The organism is Gallalistipes aquisgranensis, from assembly GCF_014982715.1.
Classification (GTDB): Bacteria; Bacteroidota; Bacteroidia; order Bacteroidales; family Rikenellaceae; genus Gallalistipes; species Gallalistipes aquisgranensis.
In genome coordinates this window covers 1,082,377-1,107,298 of the sequence record NZ_JADCJY010000001.1, presented here as the reverse complement: position 1 = coordinate 1,107,298, position 24,922 = coordinate 1,082,377, and the positions used below count along the sequence as shown (strand labels likewise).

Sequence of the window (24,922 nt, the reverse complement as noted above, 5' to 3'; positions counted from 1 at the left end):
CTACCTCCTCGTTTTGGTTGCCGGTGAGTCGTCCGCCCTTTGTGCGGATGTTTTTTGCGTGACGGCTCCGGGAGTTGTCGGTACGGGGATGATCTTCATTCCCTGCCGCATTTTGAGTTGTCCCGAGGTCAGTACGGTTTCCCCGTCGGAGACTCCGTCCGTTATCTCCCAGAGTGTACCGAACGTGTTGCCGAGGGATACCTTCCGGTATTCCGCTGTGCTGTCCGGGGCCATGACCCACAGGCTGTTGATCCCCTGGCTTTGGCTCACGCACCGTTGGGGAACCAGCAGGGCATCGTGCACCGGACCCAGATTGGCTGCCACCTGGGCGAACTGGCCCGGTTTGAGTACCCTGTCCGGATTCGGGAAGAGCACTTTGAATACGATGGTTCCCGTCGAGGTGTTGACATTCTTTTCTGTGTAGTTGTATTTTCCCTTGTAGGGATAGACGGTGCCGTCGGACAGGGTCATGACGATGTCCGAAAGCAGGCGGGCGTTGTCGTAAGAGGGGGCGATCTCGCTGTTACCCGTGATTTTCAGGTATTGGGAGACCGGAAGTGTCAGCTCCACGCTGACCGAGTCGGTATTGGAGATCGTGGCCAGCACAGGGAATTTCGTGCCGGCACCCACGTAGTCCCCGACCGATGGATCGCTGTCGCCGATGATCCCGTCCGAAGGGGCATAGATCGTGGCGTAACTCAGTTCGATCTGGGCGTTGCGAAGTTGCGACTGGGCCGCCTTGCGGCTGGCTTCGGCCGAAGCGTACTGTGCGCGGTATTGATCCAGCTGGCTCTGGCTGATGGCGTTGATCCGAGCCAGGGGGATCGACCGGTTGTAATTGTTCTTCGCTTCGATCAGCTGGGCCTCCGCGGAAGCCAGGGAGGCTTTGGCCTGGGCCACTTCGGTTTGGAGCAGCGACGGGTCTATCCGGAAAAGCAGCTGTCCCTTTTTGACCGGCAGGCCCTGCTCGAAATGTTTGGAAAGCAGATAGCCGCTGATTCTCGGCTGGATTGCGACGTCTGCATTGCTGCTTGTCTGGCTGATGAAGTTCATCCGGTTGGGAATACTGTCGCGGATGACCCGGAAAACCTCGATGCGCGGTGCCGGCATTTCGGTCTGCCGGGATTCGGAACGGCAGCCGAAAAGGGCCAAAAGCATGGAAAACAGAGCGATTTTCGTCCTTAGTTCAGTCATAATCAATATTTTTCTTGATTTTGTCACAAAACGGACAAAAAGCATACCAACGAATTTTTTCCGATTACGATTTTTGTCCTATCTTTGTGGACATTTCATCGCTCATTTATTTTTATATTGCTCATGAATAGAATCTGCCTTTCTTTCGTGTTGGCCATGTCGCTTGCCGCATGTACCACGACCAAGGAAATAGCCTATTTTCAAGATACGGAACGGGACGAGATGATGAAGATCGTCGAAGACAATCTTCCCCGGATAAAGCCCGACGACATTCTCTCCATTACGGTCTCTTCCTCCAAGCCCGAATTGGCGGCTCCCTACAATCTGCTGCGCGCCACACAGGATGTCAATTCGTCCTCCAATCGCTGGGAGCAGGAGGCCTATCAGGTCAACAGCGAGGGGTATATCAATTTTCCCGTGCTGGGTGCTCTCAAGGTGGCCGGCATGACGCGGGAAGAGCTCGTAATGATGTTGCAGAAGCGGCTGGCAGAGGTTATGCCCGATCCCGTAGTGACCATTACTTTCCGGAATTTCAAGGTCACCGTGCTCGGTGAGGTCGCCCGGCCGGGAACTTTCGATGTGACCAGTGACCGGATTACGGTGCTCGAAGCCGTGGGTAAGGCGGGAGACCTTTCCGTGTACGGCCGTCGGGACAACGTGCTGGTAATCCGGGAAGTGAACGGTGAACGGAAGATGGCCCGCCTCGATCTGAAATCCAAGAATATTTTCGAGTCACCTTATTATTATTTGCAGCAGAACGATGTGGTGTATGTGGAACCGAACAGGGCCAAGGCGATTCAGGGTTCTTCGTTCCGGAGTAATTTCCCGCTTTACCTTTCGTCCGGCTCCCTGCTGGTGACCATTGCCACGCTGATCGTAACCCTGACAAAATAGAGGAGAGTATGGAGAACAACGAAACAGCCGGACAGCAGGAGAAGGAGATCACTCTGCGGCAAATACTCGATTTTTTTCTGAATAATTGGGGGTGGTTCCTTATTTCCGTAGTGTTGTGCTTCGGAACGGGATATCTGCTGACGCAGACCATGACCCGGATGTATGTGTCTTCCGCTTCCATACGGGTCGATGAGGACTATATGCGCGACGCTTCGGCCGATATTACCGATTTTTCCGGCGGCGGCCTGTTCAAATCGACCTCATCGGTGGACAACGAGGTGTTGGTGCTGAAATCCCGCACGCTTATGCTGAAGGTGGTGAAAAACCTGAAGGCCCATATCTCCTATTATATCGACGGCAGGTTGCGTACCCAGGAGATTTACAGTCTGCTGTCGCCCGTCGAACTGGTAGTCCCCGACAGTTTGAAGCGGCGTTTTACGGTTCAGCTCCGGTTGAAGTCCGATACGGAGTATGTGGCCCAGGTGGACGACGGTCCTTCCGAAGCCCATCCTTACGGTGTTCCCGTGACCCAGGACAGCGTTACGTTCACGGTTAACAAACGGACGAACTTCTCCTCTTATCCGGACGCTTCCATTGTCGTACGGGTAGCCAATCCGTTCAAAGTGGCGCAGCGGTATGCAACCGAACTGGCGAGTGCTCCGGCCAGTAAAACGACCAGCATCATCCAGCTCTCGCTGACGGCACCCGTGGCCCAGAAAGCTACGGACATCATCAACGGATTGATCGACGTATATAACAAGGACGCCATCGACGACAAACGGCGGGCGGCGCAGAATACGGCCGACTTCATCGACGAGCGGCTGCGGGTGGTAGGATATGAACTGGAAACGGTCGATCGAGACGTGGAGCGCTTCAAACGCGATAACGAGTCGGTGGATATCGTCTCCGAGTCGGGAATTTTTCTCAATTCGGCTTCCCAGTATGAGCAGTTGTCCGTGGATGTGGCGACTCAGATCAGTCTGGTGGAGAGTGTGGGGAAATATGTCCGGCAATACAAGGGGCAGTATGCCCTCCTGCCGACCAATATCGGAATCGAGGACCCTGCGCTGAACGGCAGCATCGAGTTGTATAATCAGATGGTATTGCAGAGAAACCGGTTGTTGGCAAGCGGCGACGTGAGTCAGAACCCCGTCATTCAGGAGCTCAATGCCCAGATACTCAACATGCAGTCTTCGCTGGAGGAGTCTATCCGGAATTTGCATAACTCGCTGTTGATCCGCCAGAAGTCGTTGGCAGCCCAGGAAAAGTCGATCAGCAACCGGGTGCGTAACGTGCCGACCCTCGAAAAGGAGGGGCAGTCTATCATGCGGCAGCAGAAGATCAAGGAGTCTCTCTATCTGTTCCTTCTGAACAAGCGAGAGGAGAACGGATTGAAACTGGCTTCGGCGGTGCCGATCGCCAAAGTGATTGACCCTGCTTCGAGCACGGGTATTCCGGTTTCCCCTAAAGTCCCTGTCATTCTTCTTGCTTCGTTCCTGTTCGGATTGGCGCTTCCGGTGGGCGTGTTGCTGTTGATCGACCAGTTGCGCACTTCGATTCGGGGCCGGAAAGATGTGGAGGCTGTCGTGAAGGCGCCCATCATCGGCGAGATTCCGTCCAAGGAGGAGGGAATGTCCGATCGCATCGTGGAGAAAAACAGCCGTGACATCGTTTCTGAGGCTTTCCGGATCGTAAGGACCAATTTGGATTTCATGATGACGGGAGAAGACCGGAAAGTTATTATGCTGACCTCGACGATTCCCAGCGAGGGCAAGACTTTCCTGTCGATGAATCTGGCCTCGTCTCTCTCCATTGCCGGCAAAAGAATCCTGTTGGTTGATCTGGACCTCCGTAAATCGACGCTGGCCAAAAAGTTCGGACATTCGACCCATCACAAGGGAATCTCCAATTATCTGGCTGGAAAGGAAAATGACATCCGGAGCCTGATTTCGAAAGGTGAAGTGGAGGGCGTGGACATTCTCTACGCAGGTGCCATTCCTCCCAATCCGGCCGAGTTGCTTATCAGCAAACGGCTCGACGAGGCATTCAGAACGTTGCGTGAGGATTATGACTATATTGTGGTGGACACTTCGCCCGTGGGTCTGGTCGCCGATACCGTAATTTCAAACCGGGTGGCGGACCTGACGCTTTATACGATACGTGTGGGACGTTCCGACAGACGTAGTCTCGAGTCTATCCAGGCGTTGTGGGTCAATAAGACGCTGAAGAATATGGCGATCATCCTTTCCGATGCGACTTCTTCCAGCCGTTACGGCTATGGTTACGGATACAACTATGGTTACGGGTACGGCTACCATTATGGATATGGGGGACAGTATGGGGAGCATGGAACCGGAAATCGCCGTAAAGAGCGTTTGGGAAAGAAAATAAAGCGTTTTTTCCGGCTTTAGGCGTTCAAAATCGCAAAAAAAAGTTTGTAAAACTGTTTTTTTCCTTAGTTTTGTATCTGGAATATTTTTAATAACCCAAATAACAATTACGATTATGCAAAAATTAGTGGATCAGATCAACGAGCAGATCGCCCTTTTTACCGAGAATGCCAATTTGCAGCTCACCAAGAACAACAAAGCAGCCGGAACGCGTGCCCGCAAAGCCGCTCTGGAGCTTTCGAAGTTGCTGAAGGAGTTCAGGAAAGTATCCGTTGAAGCCTCCAAATAAGGTCTTTCAACCGAGAGAAAACGCCGGCATCCTTGTCGGCGTTTTTGTTTTTTCCCTTTTTAGGGCTCCATTGGTTTGGAATTTGCTGATAGTGTCGCACAATCAATACTATACGAAAATGAAACGGGTTATTTTTGCATGTATTATCTCTTTGTTCTTCGTCGCCTGCGGTACCCGGGGGGACCGTCAGCAGGAATCGGTATCCATTCGAGATTCGCTGGTTATCGACAAACAGTTGGGGCCGGTTGTCGAACGGGTCTATGCGGGGCTTTTGCCAGCAGCCGACGGTCCCGGTATCGACTATAAGCTGACACTTTGGAATCAGAAGTATAGCGGGACGGGAGTTTACGAACTGTCGATGACCTACCTGGAGGCTGCGAACGGCAAAGATACCACGTTCGTCACGTCCGGACATTGGATCACCCTGCGCGGCGATGCCGAGCACAACGACGCCACGGTCTATCAACTCAGTCCGAGGGATTCGCTCAACCGGATGAATTTCCTGTACAAGGGAAATACGCTCACTTTGCTGAATCGCAATATGGAGCATCCTGTTTCCGGATTGAACTATACGCTGAAACTCAAATAGGGGAACTCGTCGGTTAGTGGTGGAAAAACGGGAGTCTGTTCGCAGACTCCCGTTTCCGGTTCAGATTGGTTAGGTTTCGGTCGGCAGAGAATCAGTATTTTATCTTTTTGACATTTTCCTTGTCGTATTCGATACGATGTTTGTCCAACATCCGGAAATCCTCCTCCTTGAGACCTGTGTTGAAAAATTCCACCGCTTTGGCGTGATCTGTCAGATACATGCGGGGCAAGTTGCGGAAAGAATTGCTGACGAGCGAGCGGGTTGAGTCGATATACGGACTTTCGATATCTCCGATCTGGGCCATTGTGTGGAATATGGAAGCGGTCGTCACAGGTCGCTCCCTGTTAGCCCGGGCCGTTTCGTAACGGTAGGGATATGACTCCCGGTACCGATCTGAGAACCAACCCAGCCCGGCGATGTGAAGTTGGTAGTAGGTCGGGATGGGGGAAGCATGCAGGAAACGGTCGCGTTCGTCGTCCATGAGGTCTTCACCGTGGTCGGCACAGTAAAGCAGGGCCGAACATACGTCGGCGGAATCGAGCGTGGATATGATCTCCGAGAGTACGTGATCCGTGTAGGCGATGCTGTTGTCGTAGGCGTTGACAAGATTCTCCCGACTGGAACGCACCGAAGATACGGCATCCGGAGTGAAACGGGAGAAGGAGGCGGGGTACCGTTTGGTGTAGTCGAAATGCGAACCGTATGTGTGGATTACTACCAGCAGATTGCTGTCGGTCGAAACGATCGCTTCGCGCAGGTGGGGCAGGGCATCACCGTCGTAGCGGTTTTCCGTGATCAGATCGTTTTCCCGGGGAGAGATGTCGATTCTCCTGTCCGCCTCCGCCGCAAAATAGTCGATCAGCGAACGGTTGGGGACCTGGTTCGAAATGAACAGCGTTTTGAATCCTGCCTCCTTGTAGAGGGAGATGATGCTTTTCTGTTTGTATATATCACTGTAATTTTCAGCCGATGCGGGAGAGAGGATAATGGGAACGCTTTTGTGCGTGGCATTGGCCTGTGTGAGCAGGTCGCTGAACGGCACCACTCCGTCGGTTCCCGCCAGGTCGGGCGTGGTTGGCCGTCCGTAACCGAACAACTGCCAGTTGGCTGCCCGCGAGGCTTCGCCGATCACCAGCACGTATACTTCCCTATGGGCCGAATCGCTCCGTTTAGTCGCATCGAACCGGAAGTCCTTCGAAGTCTCGGGATAGTTTTCGCTGAGTTTCCAACGTTCCAGGGTCAGTTGGATATTGTAGATCACATTGGCCGGGAAGATATGGTATTTCACGCCGAATTCCGGATTGGCTGCCTTCGATGCGACCAGACAGACGCATCCGCCTAACGCCATGACACAGCCTGTCAGCGCCGCTTTGGCCCGGAAGCGGCCGTTCAACCGTTGCTTGAGCAGCAGAGAGCGTACGGCCAGAACCAGCAGGGGGATATAGAGCACACATACGCCGATAATGGCCGGATAGATGTTGCCGAGCAATTCGGTGGCTTCCGATACGTTGGTCGTGAATACGTTCAGAAACATGTCTACGGCAATGATCGAGTCGCCGAACAGATAGAGCAGCACTAGTTGGAACGCCCCGAGTATCATGAAGGGAAGGGCGGCCAGCATCATGCCTCCCGGGCGCCGGGCGATAAGGGCCCACAGGAGATAGAAGGCTCCGGGCAGCAACAGCGAAGCCAGTACCGTACTGAGGCGGTACGGCTCTGTGTAGGCCAGAAAAAGGTCGGGTACCAGCATGACGGCCACGAATACGGCCAGAATGCCCTCTTGAGTGGAAAACAGCCTGTGAATGAATGATTTGAACCAATTCATGACTAGAATGCTTCGTTGATCTGAAACAGGAAACTGTTGTTTCCCCGCTTGCCGAACCCGTAATCCAGACGGACATTGACCCGTTTCTTGAATTCCCATCGGTATCCGATTCCGTAGTTTGGCAGCGTCTGATTGAGTTTGAAACTCCCGAAATTGGGAAATACATTGCCGGCCCCGACCCATACGGCCGCTCCGCTGCGTCCGTAAATACGCTGCCGGAGTTCGGCCTGGATCTCCACCATGTCGTTGTCGCGGTAGCGTCCTTCATAATAGCCTCTCATCCGGTAGGAACCGCCCAGCAGGGCCAGCATCGTCCACGGCGTATCGCCCTTGTTGACCACCCCGTAGAAATCATATGCCATTACGGCTCCCTTCCAGAGTTTGTGGTAGGCATTGAAGTTGACTTCTGTATGGTAGAACGTACCGTTGTTGCCGATGAATTTCGGGAAAAAACGTTGGTCGATTTTAGCGTATATTCCCCGGTAGGCGTTGTTGATGACGTCCCGGGAGTCGTAGAGAACGAATGCACCGAGGCCCGTGTTGGTGTAGAATGTTTTCTGTCCGCCCAACTGCTCGATGTTGGTGAAATTGCTGCCGGCCACATATTGGAAACTGCCGTTCACGCCTACGTAGAGATTCCGGGCTACGCGGGTCATGTAGTCGATTTTGAACTGGGTCTGGAAACGCTTGTAAGAACTGGGGGTGTTGTGTTCGGCGGCGTAGTGCCCGATGCCCCAGAAGGCACTCGGGAACGAAAAGAAGTAGGTCGTGAAATCGAGCCGGTGCTTCGTGTCGCGGAAGATCAGGTTGCCCCGTACGCCCAACAGGTAAAATCCGGTGGTCGTGATGTCGCCGAACAGCGAGATGTTCGAGGGCGGAGTGATCATGTCGGTACGGTCCATGCGAAAAAGGCCTGCGGCGACCAGTCCCAGTCCCAGTTTGGTGTCCGAAGAGTAGTGGGGACCGCCGATCACGCTGAAATCGAACTTCTTGGTGAGGGTCTTGTCCTCGTTGGCGTTTTTGAAATAGTTGTAGAAACGACGGAAGAAGTGATTCCGTTTTGCGGGGACGGAATCCGAGGCCAGAACCGTCTCCGCAGGGACGGTACTGCGGCCTGCGGAATCGGCTGCCGGAATTTGTTCCTGCGCCGAAACACCGGACGATAACGAGACGGCGAATAGGAGAGCGACGATCGACTTTCCGTTCATAGGGTTCCGTTTAGCTGACGATTATTTGTATTTGCCGATGATCCGGTAAAACTCCCGGATGTCCTCCGGAGTCAGTTCCCCCTTGCGCAGGTATTCGATTTTCCGCTCCTTGGTGACGAAAATCAGGGTGAACTTGTCATTCACGTCGCCCAATTTCCATGCATCGCGCAACAAGTGGTCCGGATCGGTGTAGATCGTGGCTCCGGTCTGTTTGGCTTTTTTGCGGATCATGGCCCTCACCACTGCGTTGGGCAACATGGGGGCGTCTTTCAGATTGATGACACCGAACGAGTGGATGTTGGGGCTGTTGATCTGGTTCTTCTCGAGGTCTTCCCTGAATTTTTCGTTCTGGGAGGCATGGTCCGGGTCGATATAGAAAATGAGCAGGTGCTTTTTCCCCAGGTCGGGCAGTGCAACGGGTTCGTTGCTGGCGTCGCGTATTTCCACCGGGCCCACTTTCCCCGTCTCCGCGGAAGTTTGGGCGACAGAGGTGCTGCAGACGGCTGCCAGGAGCAGAAGCATCAGATTGCGTATTTTCATCATAACTGAAAAATTACATTACGGTTTCGTCAATAAAAAGTACGTGACAACCAAAATCGGTGCAAATGTACGAATTAAAATCCGGGCAGACAATTTTTCCCCGATTTGCCGGAGGCACTTTCATGGTCTGAAAGTATTTATTTATGGTCTAAAAAGCAGGTCGTCTGCTTTTCGGAACGTTTTTTTCTCTGTTGCAAGGCTGACGATCGCCAGAGGTGGTCTGCCTGGACCGCCGGACGTTTGCGGAAAGGTCTGTGGCTCTGCGGCCGAGGCGTTCCGATTTACGGCCTTCCTGCTCCAGTGCCGGAGAAACTCTTGGTTTTCCGCGGAATATGGTTAACTTTGCCTTTCAATCGAAAAAGATGGCCGAAAATACCATATCGAAAGAGGATACCCTCAAACTGAGGATTCAGACCTATATCGTCACGGTGTCGGTGCTGTTGCTCGCGGGCAAATTCATGGCCTTTTTCCTGACCAATTCGGTGGGGGTGCTGACCGATGCCATGGAGAGTATCGTGAATGTCACGGCGGGTTTCATCAGTCTTTACAGCATCCGCCTGTCGGCCAAACCCAGGGACGACAGTCATCCGTTCGGTCACGGGAAGGTGGAGTTGATCTCCGCGTCGGTCGAAGGGTTGATGATCATGGCAGCCGGTCTGATTATCATATTCGAAGGGGTCAAACGGCTGTTCGTTCCCTCTGCGGTCGAAAAGCTGGATGTGGGGATCGTCATCATCGCCGTGGCGGGTGCGGTCAACTACGTCATGGGATGGTACAGCATCCGGGTCGGTAAAAGATATGAATCCATCGCACTGGTCGCGGGCGGCCGGCATCTGCAGTCCGACACCTATTCTACGATCGGTCTGGTGTCGGGATTGCTCCTGCTCTATTTCACCCGCATCGGCTGGATCGACAGTGCACTGGCCCTGCTTTTCGGCGGAATTATCGTGGTGACGGGGTTTTCCATTCTGCGCAAAACCGTTTCCGGCCTTATGGACAAGGCCGACGAGCAGGTGCTGGAGACCATGACCGAAGCGATTTCTGCCAGTCGGGAGCCCGATTGGGTGGACGTGCATAATCTGAAGACGATCCGGTACGGGAGTTTCCTCTACATAGATTGCGATCTGACCCTGCCGTGGTATTACGATATCGTACAGGGGCATACGGCCTGCGACCGTCTCCGGGACACCATCGCTGCCGGCTTCGGAAACAGGGTGCAGGTCTCGATCCATTCCGATCCCTGCCGCGTCTCACAATGTTCCCGTTGTGCCATGCCCGACTGTCCTTACCGGACGGCCGCATTCACATCGCCGCTGGCGCTCACCCTCCACGAGGTGACCCGTCCGGACGAGGAGCGCGAAGCTTAGTTCCGATTATTTTTGGAACTGCTTTTGCAGAAGATGATTCCGTTACCACATAAAACACAATTGCACGATGAGACGATTTGAACATACTGCCGTGCTGGTCACGGGCGGAGCGCGCGGTATCGGACGGGCGACCGTGGAGAGGTTCGTGGAGGAAGGGGCCCGCGTGGCCATAGCCGACTACAACCTGGCGGGCGCCACCGCTCTTTCCGGAGCGTTGAATGAAAAGGGAGGCGAAACCTTTCCGCTCTTTTTCGATGCGGAAGATGCGGGCAGCGGCCGCCAGATCGTCGAACGGACTCTTGCCCGGTTCGGCAGAATCGACGTACTGGTCAACAATGTCGGAATTACCGATCTGGACCGTGATCTGGACATCCTGAATTTGGATACGGATTATTTCGATACGATCTTTCATGCCAATCTGCGCAGCATGATCGTCACCATGCAGGCCGCGTTGCCCTCCATGTTGGAGCGGGAACGGGGGGCGATCGTCAACGTCGCTTCGATCAGCGGACTGATGGGTGATTTCCGCGGCTCGCTTTATGGAATGACCAAGGCAGGGGTGATCAATCTCACCCGCTATGTCGCGTCCCAGTACGGGAAAAAGGGTATCCGTTGCAACTGCGTTTCCCCGTGGCTCGTGATGACCCCGGCCGCTACGGGAGCCCTTCCGGAAAACCTGCGGGAAATATTTCTGAAATACAATGCCGTGCGTTATCTGGGCGAAGCCGGAGACATTGCGGCGACGATCGCCTTTCTCGCCTCCGAGGATGCCCGTTATATTTCCGGACAGAACATCGTGGCCGACGGTGGGATGAGCTGTCACAACCCGACGGTGGAGGATATGGTCGAGATTTTCAATATTTCCGAAAATAAATGATATGCCGATGAATCGCTCTTTCGTTTCATTCGCAGGTCTGGTACTCGCCCGCAAGGCTCCCGGACTGGCTCTGCTCCTGCTGCGGCTGTTGGCCGGCGGGCTGATGCTGACGCACGGCTGTGCCAAAATCGCCGGTTTCGCCAGGCTTTCCGCTACATTTCCCGATCCCATAGGCTGGGGCAGTACCGCGTCGCTCGTGATGATAACGCTGGTCGAAACTGTCTGTTCCCTGCTGGTGATCCTGGGCCTTTTTACCCGGCTGGCGCTTTTGCCCCTGCTGTTTTCCATGTGGATCGCAGCCTTCTGTACTTATCCTGCCTTCGCGCTCGAAACCTCCGAACTCGCTTTGCTCTATTTCGGCATGTTCGTCGTGCTGTTGATAGGCGGTCCCGGACGTCTCTCCCTCGACATGCTGCTATGGCGGAGACTGGAGCGGTGGGAGCGCCGCGACCGATAGATGAAAAATCCCTGTCCGGGCAGGGTTTTTTCGTCAGATGAATTCGATCCTCAGCGGGTCCCGGTCGGGCAGTCTGCGGTATGTGTATTTCGCATATCCCAGCATGACAGCCGCCCCTACGATCCGCTTTTCGGGCAGCCGGAGCAGGGCGGCCACTTCCCGGGGCTCCGCCCGGGCATATTGTTCGAAAAAACCGGCCCTGCATGTGCCTATGTCCATCGCCGTGGCCTGGATACGGGCGTAGACCATTGCCATACAGGCGTTGTCCGTGCCGTACGGGGAGGAACTGTCGGCCAGGGCAATTAGTACGTGCGGAGCTCCCCGGAAGACAGGGTCCCTTTTCGCATTCTTTTCTTCGGAGAACAGTTTTCCGTAAGACATGGACCATTCCGCCCCGGATGCGGACGCTTTTTTCATCCATTCCATCGTGCGGCGGGATAGTTCCTGCACGGTTTCCCGTTCCATGACCGCCAGAAAAGTCACGTCCTGCGAATTGAGGCCGGTAGGTGCGAAACGGGCGGTATCCGCGATCCGGGTGACTATCTTCCGGTCCACCTCGTCTTTTTTGTAAACGCGGACCGAACGTACCGAACGCAACAGGGTACGTGTCTTCTTAGGACCTGCCGCCGGGATCTTTTTCATTTTTGTCTGCTCTTTGAGCGGGGCCAGTCGATGGTCGAGCGCCTCTTCCGGACAGACGGCCACGCAATGGCCGCATACGATGCACCGGCCTTCGTCTCTCTCTTCGATGAACGGTTTGCTATCGGTCATTTCTATGATGGAGGTAGGGCAGACGGCTTTGCAGCGGCCGCAGCGGATACACCGGTCGGATACGTGAATCAGCATGGTGTCACTTTTTTTCGCGGGTAAAAATTATCTTTTCATGGGAGGAGAGCCGCTCGTCGAAGGCAAAACCGTTCCAGCCGAACGCTTTCATCCCCTCCGGCGATTCGATTCGGTTACGGAGGATGAACCGGGTCATCTCTCCCCGGGCCATTTTCGCATAGGTTCGCACCGTTTCGTAACGGCCGTTTCGGTGTTCCTGAAACTCGGCGTCGATCATGCCGACCTGTTGCCTGATCCGGTCGGTGTCCAAGGCGGCCATAACGTCCTGACTTGCCAGGTTGATCACGATATCGCCGGCTTTGCGGGCCGTTTCGATCAGCGGCTCGGTCAGTTTCGGATACCAGTAATCGTACAGATCGCCATTTCTGTCGCCGAGGCGGAGCGTAAAGGCGATCCGGTAGGCCTGGATAAGGTCCAGCGGACGGACCAGGCCGTACAGGGTGGAGACGATGCGCAGGCGTTCCTGGGCATACAGAAGGTCGTCGTCCGTCATTCCTGCCGGGTCGATGTGCCGGAATACGCTGCCGTCATAAGCGAAAAGGGCCTGTTTTTCCGGATTGGAGGCCGAACCGAAACGCTGGTAACGTTCGAAATTGACCTGAGCCAGACTGTCGTTTATTTTCAGCAGTTTTCCCAATTGCGGAGCGGAGAATTTCCGCATCTCAGAAGCGAGGTATTCCGCCTCCTTTTCGTATCGGGGCCGCGATGAAGGGAGTCGCCTCTCCTGCGGCTCCATATTCATGGTTTTGGCCGGTGACAGAAGAATCAGCATGGTCTGCGAATTTTCGGGATCGACGTGCAAATAGAGTGCCTAAACGGACGGGGATTCCGTCCGTTCCATGAGCCACAGCAACTCTCCGAGCAGCGGGCGTACCGTCCGTTCCGCCGCCGGTCCTCCCTCTCCGTCCTCCGTAAAGGTTTCGGCGGCCTGGATGGCCGTGGCAAGGACGGGAGGTACGAGTGCGCCCAGTTTCAGCAGCAGGGTTTGCAGTTGCTGGACGGTGGCGATACCCGGTACGCTGCCCGAGGTGACGGAGACGATTCCGACGGGTTTCCGTTTCCATTCCGCATAATAGAGGTCGATCACGTTTTTCAGTGCCGCCGGGAAACTGGCGTTGTAGACGGGGGTAACGATGACGATTCCGTCGGCTCCCATCAATCTCCGGGTGAAATCCAGCAGCTTTTCGGAAGGGTTTTTCTGATAGGCCAGTCGTTCGTCGAACAGTGGAAATCCGTAACTTTTCAGATCGAGAATTTCAGCCGTTGCCGGATAGTGATCTTCGATATAACGGTGGATATAAAGTGCGGCGCGGTGGCTGAGCCGCCCTTCCCGCACGCTGGATGAGAGGATGGCGATGTGTTTCATAGGTTTCATGTTTACGGCAAAGGTAGCGAAACGTCCGGAAAAACGAAATCTTTTTCCCGTGGCAAAAGAGGTGTTTCAGAACCGTTTCGTATAACCGTGACAATAAGGTCGGGTGCCCTTGCGCCGGTAGTAGTCCTGGTGATAGTTTTCGGCTTTCCAGAACGTGGCGGCGGGTGTGACGCGGGTCACTACGTCGTAACCCTTCTCCTTCAGTGTCCGAATGAGCCGTTCGGCCATCTCTTTTTGTGCGGGCGTGGTGTAGAATATTTCGGAGCGGTACTGATCGCCCACATCGGGACCCTGACGGTTCAACTGCGTGGGGTCGTGTATTTCGAAGAAAAGCCGGGCCAACGTCTCGTAAGAGACTTTTGTCGGATCGAAAATTACCTGTATGGCTTCGGCATGTCCCGTCGTGTGCGAACAGACCTCTTCGTAAGAGGGATGATCCGTCTTACCTCCGATATATCCCGATTCCACGGAAAGCACCCCGGGCGTTTTCTCCATCATGTATTCCACGCCCCAGAAACATCCCCCGGCGAAGATGGCGGTTTCCATTCTCTCCGTTCTCCGCTCCTTTCCTTCCGGGACGAATTCGAGCGAAAGCGAGTTCACGCAGTGGCGCGTGTTTTTCGGAGTCAGTCCTTCACCCAGAAAGACATGGCCCAAATGGCCGCCGCACCGGGCGCAGGTGATTTCCGTACGTCTCCCGTCGGCGTCGGGCGTTCGCCGTACGGCTCCCGGTATCTCGTCGTCGAAACTGGGCCATCCGCATCCCGAATCGAACTTGTCTCCGGATCGGTAGAGTGGTGTTCCGCAGGCTTTGCACCGGTAAATGCCTTTGCCTTTGAAATTGCAGTATTCACCCGAGAAGGGGGCTTCGGTGCCTTTGTGCAGAATGATTCGTTTTTCCTCTTCGGTAAGCTCTTTTTTCATGGTTTGCGCTATGGCCGGCAGAACGAAACCGAGGATCGACAATGCAATCAGAATCGTTTTCATGCCGTTGTTTTCGTTTTCTTGAATTTCCTGCAAAAATCCTGCCTGCGACTCTTCACAGGGTCTCCCTTCCCGCCCTGCGGTCGATCCAGTAGGTAGCTCCGGTGGCGCGGAAACGGATCAGGCAATATGTAGGGTCGCTTTCTCCGCCCCGGAAATGGGCGATCATCCACTCCTGCCACATCTGTCTTTTCGTTTCGGGATCGTCGATCACTTCGGCCGTTCCTGTCAGCGCCACCATGTTGCCCCGTTCGTACAGGCAGATACCTGCACGGGGATTCATCCGCAGGTGGCTCACTTTTTCCGCTTCCGTATCGGTCGAGAACCATATCTCCCCGAATCCGTCCGAATAGAGTTTGACCATCGGGACGGGGCGCGGGAACCCTTTTTCGTCCACCGTGGCGAGGACCAGTGTCTCGGTGCGGTCGAGCATCCGTTCTGCCTTTTGCCGTATCGTCTCCATCATTTGTCGGAATTATACGGACAAAGATAGTCAACCGGTCTGAAAATTGGAGTGAAAAAAGTGTATCCGGCGAAAACGGGCCGTGTTTTTTTCTCTGTTTTTACTGCCGGACCGCGGAGAATATGCCGGACTGTCATATTTCTGTCGAAACGATGGCCGTTTGACAAACCGTACAGAAAAAAGGAAGGAGTGCGGCTCTGCGGGCATAGGAGCGGGAAAACAGGATCGTTGCTTTTCTTTTTTGTTTTCCGCACAATAAAAAACTCGGTCGAAACGCTTAGTTATTAGCTTTTTGGAATGGCTTTTGATCGTATGGATATTAAAATTAAAAAGAGAATTAAGTATGAAAAGATTGTTTTTGATAGTCCTGATGGCCGCTGCAGTGTCGACGACCCAGGCGCAGATCACGGCTGAGAGGCTGGAGCAGGCCCGTAAGGAGGCTGCACAGGCGGGAAAGGATAAGAAAGAGAAGGAAAAGCAACTGCAGATGGTGATGGACTCCGTGCTGTACCACAATGCGGCGGTCTCTCTGTACGACAGTACCTTCGTCATAAAGGCGGATCAGATCATGTTCCGCCGGGGAGCGATGGCGTATGTCGATCAGAACACCAATTTCATCTCCATGAACAAAGACAAGGCGACGGTACAGATAGCCTTCAATACGATTTTTGCCGGTCCCAACGGTATCGGGGGAGTCACGGTCGAGGGCGCTCCGTCGAATGTCTCCGTCAGCGAGGACAAGCGGGGCAACCTGACGCTCACCATGAGTGTGGTGGGGGTAGGTATTTCGGCCCAGGTGTCCGTTACCCTATGGCCCGGGAGCAATAAGGCGATGGCGACGGTCGTCCCCAATTTCAATTCGCGGACCATTACGGTTTACGGGAACCTCTATCCGATCTCGCAAACCAATGTCTTCAAGGGAACGGCTCTGTAATCCGTCCCTGCCGCTGAGGCCGGAAGTCCCGCAAACGAGTTTCTGCGGGACTTCCCTTTTCTGATGCACGGAAGGTGCGGCGGATTGAGGTTCCCGAAATGTTTTTTTCGGTCCGTCGGCCGGATTTCGGAAAGTTCGCGTATTTTTGCCGCCGGATTTGAAGTCGAGTACGGATATGGATCGCCATCTGGTTCGGAGTAGGATTCTCCTGAAAAAATGGCTGCCGGTCATCGGGTTGACGCTGGCAGCGTTCGTGTTCAACACGTCGGAATTCGTCCCGATCGGTCTGCTCAGCGACATCGCGCGGGATTTTCACACGACGGAAGCCGCGGCGGGATTGCTGATTACCGTCTATGCCTGGGTCGTGGCGATGGCTTCGCTGCCGTTGATGCTGCTCGTGTCCCGGGTGGAATGCCGCAGACTGCTGTTGACGGTGGTCGGGCTGTTTATTGTCAGTCATCTGGTTTCGGCCCTTTCGACCTCCTATCCGATGTTGATGGCTTCCCGGATCGGTGTGGCCTGTGCCCATGCTGTATTCTGGTCCATCGCTTCGCCGCTTGCCGTGCGGGCCGCACCGAAGGTACACCGTTCGGCGGCTTTGGGGCTCATCGTTACGGGAACTTCCGTCGCCATGATCGTGGGGCTGCCGTTGGGGCGGGTTATCGGCCTGCACGCGGGCTGGCGTATGACTTTCTTTTACATTGCGGTCGCCGCTGCGGTCGTGCTGGCATTGCTGGCATGGATTTTTCCGAAAATGAAGAGCGACAGCGCCATTTCGCTGCGCAAGGTGCCTGCCCTGATCGAGAAGCCGGCGCTGCTGGGCATCTATCTCCTGACGTTGGTGCTCATCACGGCCCATTACACCGGGTACAGTTATATCGAACCGTTTCTGGGGCAGGTGGCCCACATGGGTGACGGATGGGTAACATGGGTGCTGACCCTGTTCGGTGTGGTCGGAATTGCCGGCAGCATCCTGTTCTCCCGTTATTACGGGAAATACAGGGAGACTTTCGTCCGGTTCGCCGTTATCGGCATCTCCGTCGCCCTGTTGCTGTTACGGCCTGCTTCGTTCGCTCACGGTACGGTCATACTGGTGTGTATAGGGTGGGGGCTGGCCATTACGATTTTCAATCTCGTTTTCCAGTCTGAGATTATACGATTCGCCCCGAAATCCACGGCCGTCGCCATGTCGGTCTATTCGGGCATCTACAATTTGGGAATCGGCAGCGGGGCGCTGGTGGGCGGTATCGTCTGTTCCGATCTTTCGATCGCCTGGATCGGTTATGTGGGCGGGACGACAGCAGTCGCTGCGGCCATATATTGTCTCAGGAAACTGTTGCCGATTCTTCGGACAGCATCGTGACGATGTCCGGAAACAGGGTGACAGCGCAGGGCGGACAAGGTCGTTTAAGCCTGTTTCTGCCGTCGGGTCTCACCGTTCGAAAACACGGGCCATCCGTTCCAGCCCGTCGGCCAGAACAGCCCGGGGGCAGGCGATGTTCAGTCGGATGAATCCCTCTCCGCCGGGGCCGTAGAGCGTTCCGGAGTTGACCATCAGTTTTTGCTCTTCCTGCAGCCGGAGGGTGGTCCTGTCCGAACCGAGACTGGTTGCTCGGCAGTCGATCCAGACCAGATAAGTACCCTCGAGCGGCAGTACGGGGTAACGGGACAGGCGCTCTTCGAACAGCTGTCGGAGATATTCGTAGTTCCCCCACAGATAGCACCGCAGCGCGTCGAGCCATCCTTCGCTCTCGTTATAGGCGGCCATGGTAGCCTCCACGCCGAACGGATTGACGTCGCATACTTCGTTGATATTGATCGCCCGGTCGATGCGGCGGCGGACATTCCCGTCGGCAGCTATGATATTTGCGATCTGCAGCCCGGCGAGGTTAAATGCCTTGCTCGGGGATATGCAGGTCGCGGAATGCAGAAGATAGCGTTCGGACAGCGATGCGAACGGGGTGTAGTCGTGATCGTCGTAGGTAAGTTCGCAGTGGATTTCGTCCGCTACCACGAAAACCCCGTGCCGCAGGCAGATGTCGCCTATATGCCGCAGTTCGTCCGGAGTCCACACCCTTCCCGTCGGATTGTGCGGATTGCAGAGCAGCAACAGTTTGGCTTTCGGATCGGCGGCTTTGGCTTCGAGATCGCCGAAGTCGATCGTATAACGTCCGTCGCGGTAGAGCAGGGGATTGGCCGACATTTCGCATCCGTTGTTGCGTATCGACGAGTAGAAGCAGTTGTAAACGGGGGTCTGCACGATCACCTTGTCGCCCGGTTCGGTCAGCGCCTTGATGACGGCGGAGAGGGCTGGGACGACACCTGTCGTATAGACGATCCATTCCGGCCGGATCGTCCAGCGATGCCGCCGTCCGAACCATTTCACGACTGCATCGTAGTAGGTTTCAGGTACTTTCGTGTACCCGAAAATGCCGTGGCCCACACGTCGCTGCAATGCTTCGATAACAGCCGGAGCCGTTTTGAAGTCCATGTCTGCCACCCACATCGGCAGCGTGTCCTCTTCGGCGGGCGTGTCCCATTTGTAGGAGTTCGTTCCCCTTCGGGGAATCACTTCGTCGAAATCATATTTCATGACTGATCGTATTTTTAGAATGATCTATCCATTTTCCCCGCCATAACCTGACGAGAAATATCGTTCCCCGGAAGCAGAGTTCGACGCACATGGCGAGCCACACGCCTTTCAGTCCCATGGTCGGAGCGAGCAGCGCAGCCAGCATCAGCCGGACGCCCCAGATGCTGATGAGATTCATCAGGCTGGGTACGATTGTGTTGCCGACCCCGACGAACACCCCGTACGCGACGATAGCCGCGGCGAACATCGGTTCGGCGAACGCCTCGATGCGCAGGGCCATGACCCCGAGCGAACGGATTTCGCCGACGGGAGTCATCGCTCCGATGATCTGAGGGGCCGCCGCATACATGACGGCTCCCATCGTCCCCATGATCGTCATGCCCGACAGGACCGTGATGTTGGCGAAACGCCGGACCAATCTTTTCCTGCCGGCGCCGAGGCTTTGGCCGACCAGCGTCGTGGCGGCGTCGGCGATGCCGTAGCCCGGCATGTAGCACAGGCTTTCGGCTATGATGGCGAACGAGTTCGCCGCAATGGCGAAGACGCCGAGCGGAGCCACGATGACCGTGGTCATGATCTGGGCACTGCAAATGGCGATATGCTCCAGTCCCATGGGAAGTCCTATGCGGGTCGCTTTTCGCAGGGTTTTCGTTTCGGGGCGGAACCTGCCGCTCTCTCCCGCCAGTTTCAGAGCGGGGGAGCGGTACCACAAGTAACGCAGCATCAGTCCGGCAGTGATCAGTTCGGCGAGTACCGTGCCCAGGGCCGCTCCCTCAACGCCCAGTCCCGCGCCGGGAACCGTGAAACTGAAATCCAGTATCTCCACCCGGCGGGTGGGGAATATCAGGAAAAAATTGAATACCACATCGAGAAGGCACATCTGTACGTTCAGCAGGCTCGGTATCCGCATATTGCCGCTGCATCGCAGCATGCCGCCCGCCAGGAAATTCATCTGAAGGGCCGGCAGAAACAGCGAGAATATCAGAAAATAGAGCGATGCGTCGTGCCGAATGACGGGATCTCCGCCCAGCCAGCGGGGCAGGGCTCCGCTGATAGACATGCCGGCTGTCGCCAGCAGGAAACTGAACAGCAGGGTCGCCGTAAGGGACTGCCGGAGTACCTGCCGTGCCCGGACGAAATCGCCGGCTCCGATTAGGTGCGCCACCTGTACGGAGAAGCCCGTGGCTACTGCCGCACACACACCCCAGAACAGCCATGTCGTGGTGGATACCAGCCCGATGGAGGCCGAAGCGTTCGCCCCGAGGTGTCCCACCATCGAAGCATCGACGTATTGCATGGCGATGGACGAAAACTGGGCGATAATAGAGGGTACGCTGAGGTAGGCAGTCAGTTGCAGCTGCTGCCTCAGCGTCATTCTTCTTCCGTTACGGATCAACGCCAGTAGCCGGTCGGTTTTATTCGCTTTCTTTGTCATTACCGCCCTCACTCCGGCTATTTTGCCGCGCAGGAGGCAGAAGAGAACGAACTGCCGTTCCTGAGTTTCAGCTCGCAGTCGGCCGGAGCCTTGATGTTTCCGTCGAGGATGACCTCTCCGTAACTCTCGGCGACAACGCTTCCGGTGCGGGGATTCTTGACGCTGCGGACGGGACCGTCTATGGTGGCGTGCAGTCCGGAGTATTCGAATGCCAGATCGCAATCGTCGGCCATCGTACAATGCTCCATGATCAGGTCGTGAGCATAGCAGAGCGGTTGCGTTCCGGATATTTTGCAGTTGACGAGGCGCAGCCGGCGGGAGTGCCAGCCCAGGTACTCGCCGTTCAGCACGGAGTCGTACACCGTGACGTTTTCCGTGTTCCAGAAAGCGTCTTTCGAGTCGATAACGGCATTGCGAATCTCCACGTTCCGGCAATACTGGAACGAATAGTTGCCCTGTTGCCGGTAATTTTCGATGCGGATGTTTTCGCTGTGCATGAACAGGTAGTCCGCCCGCTCCACCTCTACGTTTTTCAGCACGGCGTTGCGGCAGTGCCACAGAGTTTCTTCCGCGTCGGGTATCCGTACGTTTTCGAGGTAGATGCCGTCCATTTCCCTGAACATCTTTGGCGCTTCGACCAGCGTATCCGTCATGTGCAAATCGTGCGAATACCAGAGCGCCGCCCGGGCCCCCTCCCTGAAAATGCAGTCGCGGACGATGAACCCGTCATTGTGCCAGAACGGATATTTTCCCTGGAATTCGCAATGTACGGCCTCTATATTGCGGCACTCCTTGAGCGCCGACTCTCCCGGGTGGATGGTGACGTTTTCCAGTCGGAGATCATGGGTGGCGAACAGTGGCCGCTCGCCTCCGAACGAAGTATTCTTTATGGTTTCCATTATTGTATCGGAGCAATTATCTGTTTCAGGATCATGTTTGTTTTTCCTGATGACAAAGGTAGTACGGGATAGACGATTTTTTGTAGACATTTTCCCTGCATATTTACCTGAATTACGGATTGTGGAAAAATTGTCGATACCGGTTTCTGGCGGTCGTTTTTATCGTGATCGTTCCGTGCTGCATAAAATCGTGTTCCGATTCTCACTTTTTCTCGGTTACATGGTCTGGGAGTTCCTTGTCATCGGTTCCCTGGATAAAATTGATATTCCCGTCGTTTGTTTTTTCAAGCGGATACGAGTGATATTTGATTTGCGGGTACGGTTTTTTCATCTTTGTCGAATCATCCAGGTATTTCAATCCCCATCCGTTGCCGAACATGACATTAGTTGCTTCTCCTGTATTTTCATATATTATTACTTTAGCGGCATAATCCCATCCCAATAATTCTTTGGTAGGATCATAATAATAAGTTACCAGGTATGCAGGTATTTTTTTTGTTTTTTTATGATTGAGATAAGTTGTTCTTTCTATCGAGGTTTTATATTCTCTGTAATATCCCGGCCCGAAAGTCATTATGGCTTGTTTGGAAACGGCCAACAGAACACTGTCGCGTTTTGCTTGGGGTAATCTATTCAAATGTTTGTAATGTGTTTGGGCATCGGCAGAAATAGCCATGGCCAGGGCGATAGTGAGTATAAAACACAGGGATTTCATATCGGGGTAGGTTGATTCGTCGTGAAGATAATGCAAAAACGCCTTAAATTCTTTAGGATTTAAGGCGTTTGGAATTTTCCAGTGATCCAGCTGGGGCTCGAACCCAGGACCCCAACATTAAAAGTGTTGTGCTCTACCTGCTGAGCTACTGAATCCCATGTTTCGTTTTTCGTGGTGCAAATATAGGGAGTTTTTTTGTTTTACCAAAAATGTTTTCTCTTTTTATCGGTTTTTGTTCCTGTCGGGGTTGCGCCCGTATTTAAAAAAGCATACTTTTGCAAACTGAATGGCAATTATTTCAAACGAATAAAACGGAACGATGAGTAAGGTTCTTATTATCGGAGCGGGCGGCGTTGGAACGGTCGTCGCGCACAAGGTGGCACGCAATGACGTTTTTACGGACATTATGCTGGCCAGCCGTACCAAATCCAAATGCGACGCCATAGCCGAGGCTGTCGGCGGAGGGCGAATCAAAACGGCCCGGGTGGATGCCGACAGCGTGCCCGAGCTTTGTGGCCTGATGCGGTCGTTCAAACCGGACATCGTCATCAATGTGGCGCTTCCCTATCAGGACCTCACCATTATGGATGCCTGTCTGGAGTGCGGGGTCAACTATCTGGACACGGCCAATTATGAGCCCAAGGACGAAGCCAAATTTGAATACAGCTGGCAATGGGCCTATCGGGACCGTTTTGAAAAGGCCGGACTGACGGCGATTCTGGGCTGCGGGTTCGATCCCGGAGTGTCTGCTATTTTCACGGCGTACGCGGCCAAGCACTATTTCGATGAAATTCACTATCTCGACATCGTGGATTGCAATGCAGGCAATCATGGTATGGCTTTCGCCACCAACTTCAATCCGGAAATCAATATCCGTGAGGTCACCCAGAAAGGACGCTATTGGGAAAACGGCCGTTGGGTTACCACTGAGCCGCACGAAATCCATCGTCCGCTCAATTATCCGGAAATCGGTCCGCGCGAATCGTACGTCATTTATCACGAGGAACTCGAGTCACTGGTGAAAAACTATCCCTCCATCAAACGGGCTCGTTTCTGGATGACTTTCGGGCAGGAGTATCTGACCCACTTGCGCGTGATACAGAACATAGGAATGGCCCGTATTGACCCGATCGTATACAACGGCATGGAGATCGTGCCGATCCAGTTCCTGAAAGCCGTGCTTCCCGATCCGAAGGAGTTGGGGCAGAATTATACGGGTGAAACTTCGATCGGCTGCCGTATCCGCGGTATCAAGGACGGGAAGGAGCGCACCTACTATATTTATAATAATTGCAGCCATGAAGCCGCATTCCGTGAGACCGGGACGCAGGCTGTGAGTTATACGACCGGTGTGCCTGCGGCACTGGGAGCGGCCATGTTCGCCAAAGGGCTTTGGGAAAAGCCGGGTGTACATAACGTCGAAGAGTTCGATCCCGATCCGTTTCTGGCGGAACTCGGGCCGCAGGGATTGCCCTGGGTCGAGAAGTTCGATGTGGACCTGGAGGTGGATTAGGGTTCTGCGACATGACATTTTGCCGACAGGCCCCGGATTTGCCGGGGTCTGTTTTTTTATTGGAAACAATGGCCGGAAACTCCGCTGAAAAAACTATCTTTGTAAAAAGATACTATCCTGAAGTTCAATCTAACTATCTCAAACATGAAGAAAATTTTTCTCTGTTCGGCGGCTGCGGCATTGCTGGCCGGTTGCAGCGGGCCTAAATCGCAGGACTTGTTTGCCGATCCCGACAACGACCGTATTGCGGCCTATGATTCCCTTTCGGTTTTCCATGTGCCTGTCAAGCAGATCACTTTCGGTCCGAAATACCATTGGTTCGCCTATTACGACAAACAGGAGTGCGATCCGACAGGACGTTACGTGCTCAGTATGCAGACCGATTTCCAGCATCGTTCCCCGACGGGCGACGATGTGATCAAAATCGGCATGGTTGATCTGGAAGACGGATGCAAGTGGATCGAGCTCGGCAAGTCGGAGGCTTGGGGGTGGCAGCAGGGCTGCCAGTTGCAGTTCATCCCCGGGACCGATTCCAAAGTCTTGTGGAACGACAAGGAGGGCGACAATTTCGTCTGTCGCATCATGGACATCGAAACCCGGGAGATGCGTACGATTCCCCGGGCCGTATATGCCCTCAGTCCCGACGGGAAATGGGCCGTCACGACCGATTACCGCCGGGTGAACGACACGCGCCCCGGATATGGTTATGCCGGTATTCCCGACCCCAACCGGGATGTACTGGCTCCGGAAGATTCGGGTATCTGGCGGATCAATCTCGAAACGGGGGAATCGGAGCTGATTATTTCTCTGGCCCAAATCGCCGCCATCCCCAATCCTCTGGATGACTACTCGGAGGCCAAACATTGGTTCAATCATCTGTTGTACAACACCGACGGTAGCCGTTTCGAATTTCTGCACCGTTGGCGCTTCCCCGACTCCCTGCGCAATGCGCAGTATGAAGACGTAGGAGGATTCGGCACGCAGATGCTTACTGCGTCGGCCGAGGGGAAAGATGTCCGGATTATCGACCCCTACAACTACACCTCGCATTTTATCTGGAAAGATGCCGAGCATATTCTGGCCTGGACCAAACTGCCGGAGACAGGGTTCGGATTCTATCTTTTCCGGGACAGCGAAACTCCGGATATTCGGCAGATCGGGAAGGAGCAGATGCCGCTCAACGGTCACTGTACGTATCTGCCTGCACCTTACAATGATTGGATTCTGAACGATACCTATCCGGATGAAAACCGCATGCAGTCGGTATATCTGTTTCATGAGCCTACGGGCCGGCGCGTACCCATCGCGGAACTCTATTCGCCCGAAGCCTTCCAGGGCGAATGGCGCTGCGACACGCATCCCCGCAGTACGCAGGACGGCCGGAGGGTGATTGTGGACGGTCCCATGAGCGGTGGCCGCCAGCTTTACATTTTCGATATCGGCAGTATTCTGGATGCCGAATGAGTTCCCGGCCGCCGAAGTGAAATGAAGAACACCGCCCAAAGGCGGTGTTCTTCATTGTGCGGAGCATTCGT

At 54.6% G+C, this 24,922-nt stretch carries 24 protein-coding genes and 1 tRNA gene; 11 read left to right on the top strand and 14 right to left on the bottom strand.

Translation table 11 applies throughout. From position 1 onward, the window contains the following. Nucleotides 1-1,194, bottom strand: coding sequence for an efflux RND transporter periplasmic adaptor subunit (locus INF32_RS04260; protein WP_226387168.1), 1,194 nt, complete (start codon nt 1,192-1,194; stop codon nt 1-3). 123 nt (nt 1,195-1,317) lie between these two features. Here INF32_RS04260 and INF32_RS04255 point away from each other — a divergent pair, with 123 nt between their 5' ends. From INF32_RS04255 to INF32_RS04240, 4 genes are all read left to right on the top strand, one after another. Next, a complete protein-coding gene (locus tag INF32_RS04255) occupies nt 1,318-2,088 on the top strand; it encodes a polysaccharide biosynthesis/export family protein (protein WP_226387167.1) in 771 nt (256 codons plus the stop codon). 8 nt (nt 2,089-2,096) lie between these two features. Continuing rightward, entirely contained in the window at nt 2,097-4,499 is a 2,403-nt protein-coding gene (locus tag INF32_RS04250) for a GumC family protein (protein WP_226387166.1), read from the top strand. A 94-nt stretch (nt 4,500-4,593) separates the two neighbouring features. Further along, nucleotides 4,594-4,767: a histone H1 gene (locus tag INF32_RS04245; RefSeq protein WP_226387165.1), complete on the top strand. Its 174-nt coding sequence runs from the start codon at nt 4,594-4,596 to the stop codon at nt 4,765-4,767. A gap of 118 nt (nt 4,768-4,885) precedes the next feature. Next, entirely contained in the window at nt 4,886-5,356 is a 471-nt protein-coding gene (locus INF32_RS04240; protein WP_226387164.1) for a copper resistance protein NlpE N-terminal domain-containing protein, read from the top strand. 91 nt (nt 5,357-5,447) lie between these two features. Here INF32_RS04240 and INF32_RS04235 read toward each other — a convergent pair whose 3' ends face one another. The 3 genes from INF32_RS04235 to INF32_RS04225 are packed head-to-tail and all read right to left on the bottom strand — an operon-like array spanning nt 5,448 to nt 8,932. Continuing rightward, the gene (locus tag INF32_RS04235) at nt 5,448-7,181 is read right to left on the bottom strand and encodes a lipid A phosphoethanolamine transferase (RefSeq protein ID WP_226387163.1); all 1,734 of its coding nucleotides are present in this window, start codon (nt 7,179-7,181) and stop codon (nt 5,448-5,450) included. A gap of 2 nt (nt 7,182-7,183) precedes the next feature. Continuing rightward, on the bottom strand, nt 7,184-8,389 hold the full coding sequence (locus tag INF32_RS04230) for a BamA/TamA family outer membrane protein (protein ID WP_226387162.1): 1,206 nt from the start codon (nt 8,387-8,389) through the stop codon (nt 7,184-7,186). 21 nt (nt 8,390-8,410) lie between these two features. Beyond that, a complete protein-coding gene (locus tag INF32_RS04225) occupies nt 8,411-8,932 on the bottom strand; it encodes a YtfJ family protein (RefSeq protein ID WP_226387161.1) in 522 nt (173 codons plus the stop codon). A gap of 359 nt (nt 8,933-9,291) precedes the next feature. Here INF32_RS04225 and INF32_RS04220 point away from each other — a divergent pair, with 359 nt between their 5' ends. The 3 genes from INF32_RS04220 (at nt 9,292) to INF32_RS04210 (ending at nt 11,630) form a co-directional block, all read left to right on the top strand. Next, nucleotides 9,292-10,296 carry a cation diffusion facilitator family transporter gene (locus INF32_RS04220; RefSeq protein WP_226387160.1) on the top strand — a complete coding sequence of 335 codons (1,005 nt, stop codon included), beginning with the start codon at nt 9,292-9,294 and terminating at the stop codon, nt 10,294-10,296. A gap of 67 nt (nt 10,297-10,363) precedes the next feature. Continuing rightward, nucleotides 10,364-11,173 carry an SDR family NAD(P)-dependent oxidoreductase gene (locus tag INF32_RS04215; protein ID WP_226387159.1) on the top strand — a complete coding sequence of 270 codons (810 nt, stop codon included), beginning with the start codon at nt 10,364-10,366 and terminating at the stop codon, nt 11,171-11,173. 7 nt (nt 11,174-11,180) lie between these two features. Further along, entirely contained in the window at nt 11,181-11,630 is a 450-nt protein-coding gene (locus INF32_RS04210; RefSeq protein WP_226387158.1) for a DoxX family protein, read from the top strand. 33 nt (nt 11,631-11,663) lie between these two features. Here INF32_RS04210 and INF32_RS04205 read toward each other — a convergent pair whose 3' ends face one another. From INF32_RS04205 to INF32_RS04185, 5 genes are all read right to left on the bottom strand, one after another. Beyond that, the gene (locus INF32_RS04205) at nt 11,664-12,476 is read right to left on the bottom strand and encodes a nitroreductase family protein (RefSeq protein ID WP_226387157.1); all 813 of its coding nucleotides are present in this window, start codon (nt 12,474-12,476) and stop codon (nt 11,664-11,666) included. Between the two features lie 4 nt (nt 12,477-12,480). Continuing rightward, on the bottom strand, nt 12,481-13,248 hold the full coding sequence (locus INF32_RS04200; protein WP_226387156.1) for a YaaA family protein: 768 nt from the start codon (nt 13,246-13,248) through the stop codon (nt 12,481-12,483). A gap of 39 nt (nt 13,249-13,287) precedes the next feature. Beyond that, nucleotides 13,288-13,851 carry an NADPH-dependent FMN reductase gene (locus tag INF32_RS04195; protein ID WP_226387155.1) on the bottom strand — a complete coding sequence of 188 codons (564 nt, stop codon included), beginning with the start codon at nt 13,849-13,851 and terminating at the stop codon, nt 13,288-13,290. Nucleotides 13,852-13,917: 66 nt separating this feature from the next. Next, nucleotides 13,918-14,775, bottom strand: a complete 858-nt coding sequence (locus INF32_RS04190; protein ID WP_394368327.1) for a bifunctional methionine sulfoxide reductase B/A protein — start codon at nt 14,773-14,775, stop codon at nt 13,918-13,920. Nucleotides 14,776-14,890: 115 nt separating this feature from the next. Then, entirely contained in the window at nt 14,891-15,301 is a 411-nt protein-coding gene (locus INF32_RS04185; protein WP_226387153.1) for a pyridoxamine 5'-phosphate oxidase family protein, read from the bottom strand. 340 nt (nt 15,302-15,641) lie between these two features. Between INF32_RS04185 and INF32_RS04180 the strand changes: the two genes are divergently transcribed. Both INF32_RS04180 and INF32_RS04175 read left to right on the top strand, forming a co-directional pair. Next, nucleotides 15,642-16,232 (top strand): DUF4251 domain-containing protein, encoded by a 591-nt coding sequence (locus tag INF32_RS04180; RefSeq protein ID WP_226387152.1) that lies wholly within the window; start codon nt 15,642-15,644, stop codon nt 16,230-16,232. Between the two features lie 175 nt (nt 16,233-16,407). Continuing rightward, the gene (locus tag INF32_RS04175) at nt 16,408-17,595 is read left to right on the top strand and encodes a sugar transporter (RefSeq protein WP_226387151.1); all 1,188 of its coding nucleotides are present in this window, start codon (nt 16,408-16,410) and stop codon (nt 17,593-17,595) included. Nucleotides 17,596-17,664: 69 nt separating this feature from the next. Here INF32_RS04175 and INF32_RS04170 read toward each other — a convergent pair whose 3' ends face one another. From INF32_RS04170 to INF32_RS04150, 5 genes are all read right to left on the bottom strand, one after another. After that, nucleotides 17,665-18,825, bottom strand: coding sequence for a MalY/PatB family protein (locus INF32_RS04170; protein WP_226387150.1), 1,161 nt, complete (start codon nt 18,823-18,825; stop codon nt 17,665-17,667). Then, nucleotides 18,815-20,260, bottom strand: a complete 1,446-nt coding sequence (locus INF32_RS04165; protein WP_226387149.1) for an MATE family efflux transporter — start codon at nt 20,258-20,260, stop codon at nt 18,815-18,817. Before INF32_RS04165 ends, INF32_RS04170 begins: the two co-directional genes overlap by 11 nt. Before the next feature lie 17 nt (nt 20,261-20,277). Next, complete coding sequence (locus tag INF32_RS04160) at nt 20,278-21,159, bottom strand: DUF3737 family protein (RefSeq protein ID WP_226387148.1); 882 nt, start codon at nt 21,157-21,159, stop codon at nt 20,278-20,280. A gap of 202 nt (nt 21,160-21,361) precedes the next feature. After that, nucleotides 21,362-21,874 (bottom strand): hypothetical protein, encoded by a 513-nt coding sequence (locus INF32_RS04155; protein WP_226387147.1) that lies wholly within the window; start codon nt 21,872-21,874, stop codon nt 21,362-21,364. An 82-nt stretch (nt 21,875-21,956) separates the two neighbouring features. Then, nucleotides 21,957-22,029: transfer RNA gene (locus INF32_RS04150), tRNA-Lys, on the bottom strand. 164 nt (nt 22,030-22,193) lie between these two features. Here INF32_RS04150 and INF32_RS04145 point away from each other — a divergent pair. Together INF32_RS04145 and INF32_RS04140 are read left to right on the top strand one after the other, a co-directional pair. After that, nucleotides 22,194-23,387 (top strand): saccharopine dehydrogenase family protein, encoded by a 1,194-nt coding sequence (locus INF32_RS04145; RefSeq protein ID WP_226387146.1) that lies wholly within the window; start codon nt 22,194-22,196, stop codon nt 23,385-23,387. Between the two features lie 144 nt (nt 23,388-23,531). Beyond that, nucleotides 23,532-24,851, top strand: a complete 1,320-nt coding sequence (locus INF32_RS04140; RefSeq protein WP_226387145.1) for a hypothetical protein — start codon at nt 23,532-23,534, stop codon at nt 24,849-24,851. Nucleotides 24,852-24,922 lie beyond the last annotated feature (71 nt).

Bases quoted from the DNA above. Each gene is read 5' to 3' on its own strand.
- INF32_RS04260 (WP_226387168.1), bottom strand. From the start codon at position 1,194: ATGACTGAACTAAGGACGAAAATCGCTCTGTTTTCCATGCTTTTGGCC.
- INF32_RS04255 (WP_226387167.1), top strand. From the start codon at position 1,318: ATGAATAGAATCTGCCTTTCTTTCGTGTTGGCCATGTCGCTTGCCGCA.
- INF32_RS04195 (WP_226387155.1), bottom strand. From the start codon at position 13,851: ATGAAACCTATGAAACACATCGCCATCCTCTCATCCAGCGTGCGGGAA.
- INF32_RS04160 (WP_226387148.1), bottom strand. From the start codon at position 21,159: ATGGAAACCATAAAGAATACTTCGTTCGGAGGCGAGCGGCCACTGTTC.
- INF32_RS04185 (WP_226387153.1), bottom strand. From the start codon at position 15,301: ATGATGGAGACGATACGGCAAAAGGCAGAACGGATGCTCGACCGCACC.
- INF32_RS04155 (WP_226387147.1), bottom strand. From the start codon at position 21,874: ATGAAATCCCTGTGTTTTATACTCACTATCGCCCTGGCCATGGCTATT.
- INF32_RS04180 (WP_226387152.1), top strand. From the start codon at position 15,642: ATGAAAAGATTGTTTTTGATAGTCCTGATGGCCGCTGCAGTGTCGACG.
- INF32_RS04175 (WP_226387151.1), top strand. From the start codon at position 16,408: ATGGATCGCCATCTGGTTCGGAGTAGGATTCTCCTGAAAAAATGGCTG.
- INF32_RS04245 (WP_226387165.1), top strand. From the start codon at position 4,594: ATGCAAAAATTAGTGGATCAGATCAACGAGCAGATCGCCCTTTTTACC.
- INF32_RS04235 (WP_226387163.1), bottom strand. From the start codon at position 7,181: ATGAATTGGTTCAAATCATTCATTCACAGGCTGTTTTCCACTCAAGAG.
- INF32_RS04250 (WP_226387166.1), top strand. From the start codon at position 2,097: ATGGAGAACAACGAAACAGCCGGACAGCAGGAGAAGGAGATCACTCTG.
- INF32_RS04170 (WP_226387150.1), bottom strand. From the start codon at position 18,825: ATGAAATATGATTTCGACGAAGTGATTCCCCGAAGGGGAACGAACTCC.
- INF32_RS04145 (WP_226387146.1), top strand. From the start codon at position 22,194: ATGAGTAAGGTTCTTATTATCGGAGCGGGCGGCGTTGGAACGGTCGTC.
- INF32_RS04205 (WP_226387157.1), bottom strand. From the start codon at position 12,476: ATGCTGATTCACGTATCCGACCGGTGTATCCGCTGCGGCCGCTGCAAA.
- INF32_RS04220 (WP_226387160.1), top strand. From the start codon at position 9,292: ATGGCCGAAAATACCATATCGAAAGAGGATACCCTCAAACTGAGGATT.
- INF32_RS04190 (WP_394368327.1), bottom strand. From the start codon at position 14,775: ATGAAAAAAGAGCTTACCGAAGAGGAAAAACGAATCATTCTGCACAAA.
- INF32_RS04230 (WP_226387162.1), bottom strand. From the start codon at position 8,389: ATGAACGGAAAGTCGATCGTCGCTCTCCTATTCGCCGTCTCGTTATCG.
- INF32_RS04165 (WP_226387149.1), bottom strand. From the start codon at position 20,260: ATGACAAAGAAAGCGAATAAAACCGACCGGCTACTGGCGTTGATCCGT.
- INF32_RS04210 (WP_226387158.1), top strand. From the start codon at position 11,181: ATGAATCGCTCTTTCGTTTCATTCGCAGGTCTGGTACTCGCCCGCAAG.
- INF32_RS04200 (WP_226387156.1), bottom strand. From the start codon at position 13,248: ATGCTGATTCTTCTGTCACCGGCCAAAACCATGAATATGGAGCCGCAG.
- INF32_RS04140 (WP_226387145.1), top strand. From the start codon at position 23,532: ATGAAGAAAATTTTTCTCTGTTCGGCGGCTGCGGCATTGCTGGCCGGT.
- INF32_RS04240 (WP_226387164.1), top strand. From the start codon at position 4,886: ATGAAACGGGTTATTTTTGCATGTATTATCTCTTTGTTCTTCGTCGCC.
- INF32_RS04225 (WP_226387161.1), bottom strand. From the start codon at position 8,932: ATGATGAAAATACGCAATCTGATGCTTCTGCTCCTGGCAGCCGTCTGC.
- INF32_RS04215 (WP_226387159.1), top strand. From the start codon at position 10,364: ATGAGACGATTTGAACATACTGCCGTGCTGGTCACGGGCGGAGCGCGC.